This window comes from Thermogutta hypogea (assembly GCF_055386265.1).
Genome location: NZ_AP042425.1, coordinates 671901 through 684073 on the forward strand (window position 1 = coordinate 671901; position 12173 = coordinate 684073).

The window sequence follows — 12173 nt, forward strand, 5'->3', positions numbered from 1 at the left end:
TTGGTGGCGGATGTTAGCTTGTCCGAGTCGGGCCGCTTCGAGTGCCGCCGCCAAGTGCGGGAGCACAGGCGGGAACATCGGGCAAACGGATAACCTTGGCCATGACCGTCCGTTTCAGGCGGAGGAATCCGCAGGATATGCCTTCCCGGATCCGCGCAATCCCGGCTCTTAATCAACTGTTTCGACGTTTGTTGCGACGCTACGCCGTTCGCGGTCACGCGGGGTGTAGTGACTCCCATGCCAACTCACCGGCGTCAGGCATATGCGGCCGGGAAGGGCCGGATTGCGTCCAGCGACCTCTCCTCGAATCCATAACCGGCATACGCTTCCCCCGACGCGATGCACCGAGGCCGCGATCTTCCAGCCACGGGACCGGATGGACGGAACTCCTGGATAATCCGACCTGCATCGGTAGGTTCAGCAGTCCGGACCGTGTTACAATGCTTCGATCGCCGCGGCGAGCCCGTGGGCGGGCCGTTCGTCCAATTCGAGACTCGTGGGAGCATTGCCATGCGTTTGGTTTTCCGCCTGTTGCCCTTCTTCGTGAGCCTGGGCTGCGTGCTTGGTTTCAGCGGATTGCCGGCCCCCGCGATGGAAACGCCTACGCCGCGGGTGTTGTCCGAGGAACGGGTGTTGTCCGAGGAAGAGGTACCTTGGGCCGTCGGAGGGGCGGGGGGAGCTTATTTCTTCGCCACCGAGGGGCCGCTTTGGGTGGAAGTTTACAAACGCGATCTTCACCGTTACAACCGCGTGACGGAGCTGCGCGCCATTCTGTTCGGCCCGGATCGCCGCGTGCTAGCCGAAGCCCGTATTCCCGACGACGGCTTGCCCGGCGGCAAGGGACCGGGCCCTTTTCGGGCGGTACGATTGGAAGCGAAGGTCCATCGTCCCGGCGTTTACGGCCTGAATATCACGGTTTCGCAAGATCGGTATGGGGACGAAATCGCCTGGGGATTCCGGACCAACTGTCCCCGCTACGTCATTGAGACGGCGCGCGGCCATCGGGATGAGGCCCATCGCGAACCGATTGTGTTGCTTCAGCCCGGCAAGCCCGGCGACGTCGTCTTTCTTCCCCGCCTCGGCGAGTTCGGCGTGGAGGCCGAGGGGATTCCGGAAGACGTGAGGGCATTGCAAGTCTTCGACGCCCGCAACAATCATCTTGCCGAGATTCCCGTGACGGAGGGAAAAGCCGCCTACCGCTTTTCGGCGAACATCGCGCGGGAAGCGGTCCCTTGGCGAATCCATTTTTCCAAACAGCAGGGGGTGTTGCACATCGACGGCGTCACCCAATGGGAGTCGGGCGATCGTTACCGTGACGTGACGGTCTGGACGCCGCAGCGGGATGCTTGGTTTGATTGGCCGCCCAACCGTTGGCTCATCACGCCCTACCGGTGCACGGCCTACGGTGACCCGCAAACCGAAGGTGCGGTCGTCTTTCAACTCCGCAACATGGCGCCGACAACGAGGCAGTTCCGGCTTGGGCTAGAGTTTCCGCAGGATTCGTGGCCCGTACGGATTGACGGCCCTGAATCGTTCGATTTGAGACCGGACGAAACCACAAGCGTTACGATCCGCTATCAGGTCGGTTCTTCCGGCGAAACCCGAGAGTGTTTTGTCCGGGTTAAGCCCGATGATGGATCGGGTATCACGACCTACTCCACTCTGACGGTCGTTGCCGGCAAGTCGCCCGCCGAATCCCCCTTGAGCTTGCCGCTGACGCTTCGTCCCTACGAGCACGAAAACGAACTGCTCGGCTATCTGCCCGATTATCCGACGGACAACCAGGTATATTTCGACATGGAGAATCGGCCGTACGTAAGCTCGGGGAATGCCCTTTTCGTGTGGGACGGCCGACAGTGGGATCGCCGCGAGCCGGCCGCCGTCTGTCGTTGGGCCGGGACGGGAAAGGCCGTGGAATCGGCCGTCGCCTTGACGCCGAAGATCGCCTTTGACCGCCGGAACCGGGTTTACTTTGTCGGCCAAGCCGACGGACGCTCGTGTTTGCTGGTTTCGGGCGACGGGGCGAGGACGTGGACAGCGTGCGAGATTCCTTCGCGGCAAGGGGACGGTCGCACGTTCGACATCGAGGTTTTCACAGGGCACAATGTGTCGGACGGGCCGCCGCCGCTGCTGCGCTACACCTTTCTACAGGCCGACCCCAAAGTCTTTTGGCGGCGACTCTATCGCTTGGAGCTGATTTTGCCGGAGTTTCGCGGAGAGGAAATCGCCTTCGCCGAGCCGGTCGTAATCTCCGAGAGCGTGCTCGGCCATTCGGCTCACTCCGGCAGTCCGTCGTGCGTCGTTTCCCGTGAGGGTCGGGTCCACGTAATTTGGTCCGAGGCCACGGACCCCGCGGAGAAAGTACCCGGCGCGCCGACGTGTGTCGCGACCTATGACCGAGCAAGTGCGGAACTCGGGCCGAAGGCATTCGTGGGCTACGGTCCGCCCGCCAACGACGTACACAACACGCCCAGTATTACCATGGATAGCCGGGGCTACCTGCACACGCTGGGCGGCACGCACGGGGCCCCGTTTCCCTACGCCCGGTCCCTCGCACCCAATGACGCAGGGGGAGGCTGGACGGAACCGCAAATCCTGGGTGAGGGGCTAAGGCAGACGTACATCGGCCTGGTGTGCGGGCCGGACGATGCGCTGCATGCCGTTTTTCGCCTTTGGAAGTCGCAAGAACCTCCCCATCCGCTGAGCATCTTCGCGACGCTGTCCCACCAGCAAAAGCCGACGGATGACGCATGGCAATCGCCGCGGGTCCTCGTCATTCCGCCGTTTTCGGAATACAGCGTTTTTTACCATCGGCTGACAATCGATCGTCTCGGACGGCTCTTCCTCTCGTACGACTGTTGGTCGACCTACTGGTTTTACCGCAACGATCAACCGGCGAGGCGTCGGGCATTGCTCATGTCGCCCGACGGGGGGCGAACCTGGAAACTTGCCGATCGAACCGATCTCGTTCGACCGGGCGGCGTGTCACAGTGAATGACGAACGCGGCTGGGCCGTGCCCGATTTCGGCCACCCAAGAGGCGGGTTCTTTTGACGGGGCAAGCGCGGGCCGCAATCGGTCTTGCGCGAGCGGAACGTCGTACGGTGCTCAAGTCGCGCGACGGGACGGAAGACCGGCGGCCGGTCACAAATAGTCGGCGAAGAGTTCGGGGGCCGGGCGGGGTAAGACGACCTCGGAGACGAGCAAGCCGCGAGAGCGGGCCTCGTCCGCCGCCGCCTGCACGCCGGCACGCACGTCCGCCACGCCGCCGGTCATCAAGATCAGCCCCTTGCCGCCCAGGGCCATGGCGACGTGGATGCGGAAAAGCGTGATTCGCGCGGCCTTCGCCGCGGCATCGGCCGCCGCCAAGGCGCTGGTCCCGCTGAACGTTTCCACCACCCCCAGCGCTCCCGCATGGTCCTTGCCCAGGATCACGGATTGCCCCAGCGCGGGGAAGACCGATTCGTGTACGTTGGGAATCAGCAGGTGGTCGATGATGGAATCGCTTGCCTCGTTCAATCCCGCTTGAATGGCGGATTGCACCTGGCTGACGCCGCCGCCGACCACGAGGAGGTACTTGCCGGAGCAAATCGTCCGCGCGATCAATAAGTCCACCGAGGCGGCCTTGAGCATCGCGTCTTCGACCAGGTAACCGATTCCCACGCTGGAAAGCTCGATCGCGCCAATCGCCCGCGGAGTGGACATCGGATGGACCTTCCTTTTCTACTGCTAGGGAGGAAAAGCACGGTGAGACACGCCGTCATTCGGCCGCAATCCAGACCGCCGACTCGTCGACCGCGACGACGCGGCCGTCCAGGGATGCGTGGACGGGAGCCCCCAAAGCGGGCTTCCCATTCACCTCGGGTGGAGCGCCGACCAATTGTCCCCGCCGCACCAAGTCGCCGACCTTGACCGTAGGACGACACGGCGCGCCGACGTGCTGTTTGAGTTTGATCCCGACCCGGCTCACCGCGAGCGGACGATCCACCAAAGGCCCCTTGTTGGTGAATACGGTAAGGCCGAGTTTCCGCATCAACCTCGCGGTGGGCGCCCGGCGGTTCTTCAAATGGCGTTGGGCGCGGTCGGGCAGGAACGGCGGATCTTCCCAGCGACGCTTTTCCGCCGCCAAGCGTCGTTTGTTTTGCGTGCAGACGTTCTTCGGGTCCAGGTCCTCCGGACAGGAGTAGAGGCTGCACAAATTGCACTCGCAGCAAAACGACGTGCCGATGAAGTTCGCCTCGCCCACCAGGTTGAAACCGAGACTGCGCATGGCGCGATGCGGTTCGATGGGGTGGCCCAGCAACCAGCGGGGGCACAACTCGGTGCAGTAACTGCACTGATCGCAAGCCGAGCGGCCGATCCGCGCGATTTGAGACCAATCTTGGCGCCGTCGCCGCACCACGACGTGGTCTTCCGGCAGCACGATCACGCCGCCGGTGGTCTTGTCCACCAGGGCCTGATGGTTGTCCTCCAAATACCCCATCATGACCCCACCGACCAAGTACTGGGGATTGGGCACCGTCGGTCCGCCCGCGGCTGCGACGCAATCCTCGAGGGTGACGCCGATGGGGACCCGAATCGTAACCGGTTCCGCTACCGCCCCGGCAATCGTCAGGTATTTTTCCGTAACGGGATGCACGGCCGCTTCGGCGATGTTCTTGGCCGTCTCGACATTGATCACGACAGCGCCCACGTGCAGCGGAATGCCGCCCGGCGGGATGACGCGGCCGGTGGCCTCGTAAACAAGGATGAACTCGTCGCCGGAGGGATAGGCGTCGGGGAGCGGGACGATTTCCACGCCGCTCGGCAGACGGGGCCGGAGCAGCTCGATGACGTCGTGATATTTGCCTTTGATCCCGATGATGCCGCGGGAAGCGCCGACCAGGCGCATGGCTTGCGCCAGCCCTTCCATGACGGCGTCGGCGTAATCGCGAAGGACTTCCTTGTCCTTGTGAAGCAGCGGCTCGCACTCGGCGGCATTGATCAAGACGGTGTCGGCTTTGGCCGCCAGCTTGACGTGGGTGGGAAACCCGGCACCGCCGGCACCGACGACTCCCGCTTCCCGTACTTGCTCGACAGTGATCTGCGTCATGGACCGGAGAGGCGAAAGTTGCAAGGGGAGAGAATGCGCAATGAAACGCGGGTTTATTCAAACCGGACCGCCGGCGCGTGGCGCCAAATGCTGAGACGCCGCGTCGGGCGAGTATTCAAGCATACTCCGCCGATCTTGCCCCTGCCAACGGATTCAGCCCGACCTTCTCCGCCATGCCAAGCCCGCAGCATCCGGAAACGGCTGTCAGAGCTCCGAAGGACTTTGGGTGTCCCCGTCGTCCAAACCTTCGTAGCGAAGATCAAGGATCTGGTAGCGCTGCGTGCCGCGCGGGACCGTAACCTCGACGATATCGCCCTTCTTCTTGCCGATGAATCCTTTCGAGAACGGACTGGTGATGAGGATACGATTGGCGTCGAGGTCTTCTTCGCCCGCCCCGACCAGGGTGAAAGTCTCCTCTTCGCCGGTGTCGAGGTCGCGGAGGGTGATTGTGGCTCCCAACGCCACGACGTCTCGCGGCACGCGGGCAGGGTCGATGACGTAGGCCCGGGACAATTTGTCCCGGAGAAATTGGATCTTCGCCATAACCATTCCCTGCGTCTCCCGGGCGCCGTGATATTCGGCATTTTCGCTAAGATCGCCCTCTTCGCGAGCTTGGGCGATTCGTTGCGTGACTTCCGACAGGACGACGTTTTCGAGATGCTCCAGCTCGGCGCGAATCTTGTTGTAACCCGTCTGGGTCATGGGAATTCGATCGTCCATGTACGGTCTCCACAAAAAACGAAGGCAAGCCGGTGTGAAAACAACGGCTGCCTTACGGGCATCTTAATCATGTCTTATGCGTGTTGCTGCCAGCTTGTCGTAAGCAAAGCACGCGAAACAATCGGTCCTCGCCGGCGGAAAACGATGCTTCCAGCTCTTCACGAATTCCCGAATCAAGGCGTATTATAGCATCCCGCGCCCATTGGGGAAACCTGCGGGTTCCAACCCACCATAGGGGGGCTTTCCGCTCTATGCCGCCGTTCCGTTGCCGGGAAGCACGGCGAGGCAGGCCGCGGATTCGGCTTGCAGCCGATCACGGTCGGTCGTCCTCGGGGGTGTCGGCGCCGTCCGGTGGCTTGCGGCCGCCTTGCGGCGACGGAAAAGGGCTGGGAGAATCGCCGCGATTCCACCCAGCCCTTGCCGGAACTTATCGGCAGACGGGACTCGTCTTCTTCGTCACTCGGCGACCCGAATGGCCACATACCGCGTGCCCGCCGCCGATTCGACACGCAACAGCAGGCCCTTGCTGAGCGGTTGCTCTTGGATGGCTTTGCGCAGATCCTCCACGCCGGCGATGGGTTTTCGGTTGGCTTCGATGATGACCATCCCCGTGTCCAAGCCCGCCAAGGCAGCGGGGCTGCCCGGTTCGACTTGGGTGATGGCGGCACCTTTCTCGGCTTTGACGCCGAGACTTTCGGCCAGTTCCGGAGTCAAATCCTGGACCGAGATGCCGAGCTTGGCGAAGTCGGCGGAATCGCGGGAGCGCGGAGCGGCTCTACCGCCGCGGGACCGGGCCAGGCCGTAGTCTTCCGGCTGCTCGCGAACCACCACGTCCAATGTCGTCTTCTTGCCGTCCCTGACAATCTCTAGCTTGTGGCGTTGATCCAGCGAGGCCTCCTCCACGAGACCTTGCAATTCGTTGGGAGAGGACACCGGCTTGCCGTCGAAGGACAAGATCACGTCGCCGGACTTCAATCCCGCCTCTTCGGCCGGCGTTTGGGGGAAGACCTCCGTGACGACCACGCCGCTCTTGCTCTCAACCCCTAGCTGCTCGGCGAGATTGGCGTCGATAAGTTGGATGGCTACGCCGAGATAACCCCGCCGGACCACGCCATCGGCGGCAAGCCGCTCGGCTACCCATTTCGCAAGGTTGGAGGGGATGGCGAAGCCGACTCCTTGATACCCGCCGGATCGGGTGGATATCGCGGTGTTGATCCCAATGACCTCGCCTTCCAAGTTCACGAGAGGACCGCCGCTGTTGCCCGGGTTGATGGCGGCGTCGGTCTGAATGAAGTTTTCCCGTGCGGCTATCCCTAAGCCTCGGCCTTTGGCGCTGACGATGCCCGCCGTCACGGTGCCCTCCAAACCGAAGGGTTGCCCTAGGGCGACCACCCAATCGCCGACCTGAACGCGATCGCTATCGCCCAGTACCGCCGCCTTAAGGTCCTTTGCGCCGTCGATGCGAACGAGGGCCAGATCGGTCTTGGGGTCGGTCTTCACCTCGGCGGCTTCGAATTCGCGGCCGTCGTGGAGTCGGACCATGACTTTCCCTTGGCCTTCCACGACGTGTGCGTTAGTCAAAATGTAGCCGTTTTCGGAGATGATGACCCCTGAGCCAAGCCCTTCGACTACACGAGGCTGTGCCGGAATCCCCCGAAACATCTCATCGAAGTCGGGATCCTGAAAGAGGTCTTCGAAAGGCGTGCCGCGAAACGGGTTGGGAATCCGGTTGGGGCCGATCCCCTCTCCAAGATCCCTGCCGCTTGGACCGCCGCGGCGTCCGGCGGGGGCGGAGAACGTACGGATCATCACCACGCTGGGCAGAACTTCGTTGGCACAGTCGCGAAAGGCGGCTGATAGTTGGTTCGCGAACTCATGATTGGGGGACGCCCCATCCTTCTTGGGCGTGGCGAACTTCAATTGAGCGGACGCGGATTCCCACGGAGCGAATGCCGCTCCCAGCAAGAGTGTGGCTGTGAACAGCGCACAGAACGCGAAAAGTGTCTTCTTACGCAACACGATCGCAAAGACCTTGGCCATTTCGATAATCTCCTTATCCCAAAGCCAACCTTAGCAGGACTGCCACCGCGGAACCGACGGCATATGCCCCTTAGAACCGTTCGCTCCCTCGCCGGGAGCCGTATTCCGGCGGCAAGTTGAATGGAGGTCCAATCCGGTAAGCTTCTTCCGACGGCAGTTGCCATCACTCGGCCGGCGGAGCACGGGGCCTCGCCCGGGCCACGGGCAGGCACAAGCAAGGCACCGCCCCCACGACGCTTCCGCCGATCGACGGTCCTATGAGAAACGTTGCCGCGGGAGCGAAGCTGTTGCCGTCCTGTCGCGCACTTTGAAGCAGTCGCAAATCAGGCACGGCCGGTCGGCAAGGCGGCGGAGTCGCGGAGGACGATAGCCGCCAGATCCGATTGATCCGGTACCCAAACGGCCAAGGACAAAAAAGTCCCTCCCAATTCCACCATGAGACCCTCGTGGCAACATTCCCGCAGCCACGATTCGCAGGCTTGGCCGAGCGGGGGCGAAGCGAATTCCCGGGCGAGGAATTCCACGACGGCCCGAAGCGAGCGACCGCTATCACAGAATTGATACGCCGCCGCCTCCCAACCCGTCAACCGCCGTTGAAATCGAGCGGCGCACGGTCGGGTGTCGGTGAGAATCAGCGCGCCGTCGGGCATCCTCCGCATGGACAGCGAGGCGGAGTCATGGTGGCGTCGCCATCGCTCTACGGCGGACATGAGCGGGCCGACGTGGTCCTCCGGCCGCCTTCCGTCGGCGAAGTCGAAGTCGAAATAGTAGGCCAATCCCGAAAGCATCTCCTCGGGAAACGGGTAAACGTAATGAAAGGCCTGCGACGGCCTCTTGCCGGTCATCTGATACGCTTCAGGACGTTCAAAGAACGGAGAAAATCGGTCCATGCGTGCTCGCCCGACGGCCAGGGGCGGCGAAAAGTGAACGATCTTCTCAATCAGATCGGCCATCCAGGAGTAATCCTCCGGCTCTTCACCCGGTAGGCCGTAAAGGATGTTCCACTCGGCCTCCACGCGGGCTTCGCTGAACCATTTGAGCGTTTGCAGATTCTGGATCGCTCCGGCGCCTTTGTGGATTTCTTTCAACACTCGATCGATAAATGTTTCGATCCCAAGCTGAGGGGCTCGAAGCCCGGCCGTTAAGAGCAGGGCTACTCGGCGACGCGTGAGATTGGTTTTCAGCTCGCAGGCGAAACGAATCGGCAAGGCAGCTTCCGCCAACCGTGGAAGAAGATTGTCGAAATAGCGGTGGTCCAGGATGTTATCGGCCGCTGAAGCCCGGACGACGTGGTAGCGATCCCAGAGGTATCGCAACTCCCCGAGAACCCGATCCGGCGACTTGCTGCGGTATCGCAGGGAATCGCCGTTGAGACCGCAAAACGCGCAGTGGTGTTTTTGTCCCCACCAGCACCCGCGAGACATCTCGAAGAACAATTGCGGCTCGACATCGTAACGAAGCGGGCTCGCATCCCGACGGGAGAAGTAATCGTCGAAATCCGGAAAGGGTAGGGAATCCAAATCCTCGACGAGGAGTGCGTGCGTATACCGGCTCTCCGCCAACGGCAAGAGCGGCGAAGAAGCTTCCTTTCCGCCTTCGGGGGCGGGTCGCGGTGGGGCGTTGGACGGGCATGATGATCGCCCGACGTCGGCGGCCGAACTTGTTTCCCGCAACCCGCAGTCCGGCGACTTGAAAGGCGAATGACCCCGAACCAAGACCCCGGGCGGCGGTTGCCGACAACGTCCTTCTGCAAGAACTTGGGCGGCCACCGGAGGGAAAGTCAGATCGGCTTCGCCGGTAAAGACGATATCGATTTCCGGGAACGAGGCCAAAAGTTGCTCGCCCATCTCCCCTTCGCATGCCGCCCCGCCGAAGAGCACGCAAATATCCGGATAACGGGCCTTCAACTCACGTGCCAGGCAAAGCGACGCAAGCGTCTGTTGAAATGTGACGCTGAATCCGACGGCTGCGCAATCCTCCCAAGGCACGGCCGCGAGACATCGGTCGAGAAAGGGGCTGACGAACTCCCCTACGCGGCGATAGGCGGCGTAATCCCGATCGCTGAATTCAGGATCCACGCGCTGGAGGACTTGGCGATAGTAAAGCTCGGCCGGGGGAAGTCGTTCCCCGAAGTAGTATTCCGCGAAAAGCCGTTCCCCGCCGAGCGCGAAGGCGAAGCAATCGGCAATCCACTGGTAATCGTCGGCCCCGATAAGTTCCGCCAAATCGTAGTTCAGGTAAGCGATGCGGCAAGGTATGCCTTGTTGCAGCGCGGACGCTTTGAGGGCGCTGATCCCGAGATTGGGCCAGGCGAGATTGGCAAACGGCATGTTGACGAGAACGATGCTTGGCATCATTCCGCTCGCGATTCATCCCGCCGAACGACTCGGTCGACGATTCGGCCGTCGAGCGCGGCCGGGGAGGTTTTTCCGCACGAAAGCCCCTTCAGCTTGGAGACTTTTCGAGGTTGTGCCACCAGTCGCATCCGTAGTTGCCGACCTTGTATTGCTCGATTTCGCCGGAGGCCGCCGGTTCCTTGGTCCGTTCGAGCAAGGCCACGACCTCGCCTTCCGTCAGCGGTTGGAAGTTCCTCGCCATTTGCACGTCTTGGCGGAGATTCTCTCGGGACTGAATGCCGCAGACGAGGCTGGTGATGGGAAGCGAGAGGGCGAAACGTCGCAACGTGGTGGCCTCGATACCGGTGTCCCGCGGAATACGGCCGTTTTGGGACCCCAAAGCCTTCATTCCAAGCACTCCGATCTCGCGCCGGTTGCATTCCGGCAAGACCTGCTTTTGAAAGCTCAGGTAATGGGCGTCCAGAACATTGATGGGCATCTGCACCGAGGCCCAGTCGTACGGCTTGGCCAGCATGGCGAGGTGGAACCGCGGGTGCTTGTGGCCGGTGAAGCCGATGTACCGAACTTTGCCTTGCTTTTGTGCTTCCAAGGCGAACTTGAGCGCTCCGTTCTCCCCAAAAATCAGGTCGGGATCGTCGTCCCATTGGATCCCGTGGAATTGCCACAAATCGATCCGATCCGTTCGCAGTCGTCGCAGGCTGTCTTCGAGGTTGGATTTGGCGGTCCGGTAGTCTCGCCCGCAGACTTTCGTCATCAGAAACACTTTGTCACGGTAGCCGTTGACGGACAGGGCCTTGCCCATGACCTCCTCGCTGCCGCCGTTGTGGTAATCCCATGAGTTATCGAAGAACGTAAGTCCCTCGTTGATCGCTTCGTGCATGATGGCGACGGCCTCGTTTTGATCTTTGACGGCGCCGATGTCCCAACCGCCCAAACCGATGATGGAAATACGCTCGCCGGTCTTGCCCAGCGGACGTGTCGGCAATCCGTTGGGACTGCTCTCTTGGGCCAAGACCATCCGCGATCCTAAGGCCAGGCCCGCCAAAACACTCTGAACGAATTCGCGGCGTGTCGAAGGGCTCATCACTTGCTCCTCTCGGAAATGAGGCCGTTGGCTCGAAAAAACGGCAGGGGCGACATGGAATGCAGATACGAGTCGGCACGGGAACAAATTGTTTTTCGACTTCCCGCCCGACGACCGGATTAATGATACGATTCTCAATTTGGTCGGTCAAATAGATGCCGTCATCGGCGGGCGGCGATTCCGGTAATCAAACGCGATTCCAGTAATAAAACGATGGTCGGACCTCTTGGGTCTCCACGGATACCAGGTTGCCAAAGCCATACAAGGTTCTCTCCATATCCACCATATCTCTTCAGGTCCGGTGAGTCATGTCTCCGAGAAAGTCGTTTCGGGCACGATGGCTGTATCGAACGTATGGTCCGTCAGCATGAGAAACATACGCACAACGGGGCAAGATGTGATATCTGGCGAAAGATTGCGTGCGAGTTGTCCGATTCGTCAGTAATGGATCAAATCAGAGTTTCGTCTTCTTCTGTGGAGGTGTAGCGAACGCAGTCGAATGAACGTAGAGTCCTTGATCCGCGCTTAGGGCTGCGGCCGAGGAGGCGGATTCGAGAATTTCGGAAAGGGAGGGGGTCATGTCTGAGAATTCTTTGCAGGGGCATCACAACGGGGCGGCGGCACCGCAGCTTTACGAACACGAGTGGACTCGGGCCGCTCAACTGCGATTCGATCGCAGCAGCTATCCCGCTTTACGACAATTGCGATGTCGATTTGATGACGGTCGGCTCGTGATTCACGGGAAAGTTGGCAGTTATTTCCAGAAACAATTGGCGCAAGCGGCGCTCTCCGACCTGGGCGACGTGGAAATCGTGAATCAAGCGGAGGTCGTAACCCCGCTCGAATCGGCTCTGTCAGCGAGCGATTTGATCTGAAGACCT

8 protein-coding genes are annotated in these 12173 nt (G+C 61.4%); 2 read left to right on the forward strand and 6 right to left on the reverse strand.

What is annotated here, in order from left to right; all coding sequences use genetic code 11:
• The first annotated feature begins 510 nt into the window (after positions 1 to 510).
• On the forward strand, positions 511 to 2994 hold the full coding sequence (locus ACZ5B4_RS02250; protein ID WP_464912817.1) for a BNR-4 repeat-containing protein: 2484 nt from the start codon (positions 511 to 513) through the stop codon (positions 2992 to 2994).
• 149 nt (positions 2995 to 3143) lie between these two features.
• Here the strand turns inward: ACZ5B4_RS02250 and ACZ5B4_RS02255 are convergent, their stop codons facing one another.
• From ACZ5B4_RS02255 to ACZ5B4_RS02280, 6 genes are all read right to left on the reverse strand, one after another.
• Positions 3144 to 3704, reverse strand: a complete 561-nt coding sequence (locus ACZ5B4_RS02255; RefSeq protein ID WP_464912818.1) for a BMC domain-containing protein — start codon at positions 3702 to 3704, stop codon at positions 3144 to 3146.
• Between the two features lie 55 nt (positions 3705 to 3759).
• Positions 3760 to 5091 (reverse strand): 4Fe-4S dicluster domain-containing protein, encoded by a 1332-nt coding sequence (locus tag ACZ5B4_RS02260; protein WP_464912819.1) that lies wholly within the window; start codon positions 5089 to 5091, stop codon positions 3760 to 3762.
• 204 nt (positions 5092 to 5295) lie between these two features.
• Positions 5296 to 5811, reverse strand: a complete 516-nt coding sequence (gene greA, locus ACZ5B4_RS02265) for a transcription elongation factor GreA (protein ID WP_464912820.1) — start codon at positions 5809 to 5811, stop codon at positions 5296 to 5298.
• Between the two features lie 456 nt (positions 5812 to 6267).
• On the reverse strand, positions 6268 to 7851 hold the full coding sequence (locus ACZ5B4_RS02270; protein ID WP_464912821.1) for a trypsin-like peptidase domain-containing protein: 1584 nt from the start codon (positions 7849 to 7851) through the stop codon (positions 6268 to 6270).
• A 323-nt stretch (positions 7852 to 8174) separates the two neighbouring features.
• The gene (locus tag ACZ5B4_RS02275; RefSeq protein WP_464912822.1) at positions 8175 to 10208 is read right to left on the reverse strand and encodes a RiPP maturation radical SAM C-methyltransferase; all 2034 of its coding nucleotides are present in this window, start codon (positions 10206 to 10208) and stop codon (positions 8175 to 8177) included.
• 88 nt (positions 10209 to 10296) lie between these two features.
• Positions 10297 to 11292 (reverse strand): aldo/keto reductase, encoded by a 996-nt coding sequence (locus tag ACZ5B4_RS02280; protein WP_464912823.1) that lies wholly within the window; start codon positions 11290 to 11292, stop codon positions 10297 to 10299.
• Between the two features lie 578 nt (positions 11293 to 11870).
• Here ACZ5B4_RS02280 and ACZ5B4_RS02285 point away from each other — a divergent pair.
• Positions 11871 to 12167, forward strand: a complete 297-nt coding sequence (locus ACZ5B4_RS02285) for a hypothetical protein (RefSeq protein ID WP_464912824.1) — start codon at positions 11871 to 11873, stop codon at positions 12165 to 12167.
• The last annotated feature ends 6 nt before the right edge of the window (positions 12168 to 12173 follow it).

What these genes read in the sequence shown, in the direction of transcription:
- ACZ5B4_RS02250 (WP_464912817.1), top strand. Translation starts at nt 511, where the DNA reads ATGCGTTTGGTTTTCCGCCTGTTGCCCTTCTTCGTGAGCCTGGGCTGC.
- ACZ5B4_RS02255 (WP_464912818.1), bottom strand. Translation starts at nt 3,704, where the DNA reads ATGTCCACTCCGCGGGCGATTGGCGCGATCGAGCTTTCCAGCGTGGGA.
- ACZ5B4_RS02260 (WP_464912819.1), bottom strand. Translation starts at nt 5,091, where the DNA reads ATGACGCAGATCACTGTCGAGCAAGTACGGGAAGCGGGAGTCGTCGGT.
- greA (WP_464912820.1), bottom strand. Translation starts at nt 5,811, where the DNA reads ATGGACGATCGAATTCCCATGACCCAGACGGGTTACAACAAGATTCGC.
- ACZ5B4_RS02270 (WP_464912821.1), bottom strand. Translation starts at nt 7,851, where the DNA reads ATGGCCAAGGTCTTTGCGATCGTGTTGCGTAAGAAGACACTTTTCGCG.
- ACZ5B4_RS02275 (WP_464912822.1), bottom strand. Translation starts at nt 10,208, where the DNA reads ATGATGCCAAGCATCGTTCTCGTCAACATGCCGTTTGCCAATCTCGCC.
- ACZ5B4_RS02280 (WP_464912823.1), bottom strand. Translation starts at nt 11,292, where the DNA reads ATGAGCCCTTCGACACGCCGCGAATTCGTTCAGAGTGTTTTGGCGGGC.
- ACZ5B4_RS02285 (WP_464912824.1), top strand. Translation starts at nt 11,871, where the DNA reads ATGTCTGAGAATTCTTTGCAGGGGCATCACAACGGGGCGGCGGCACCG.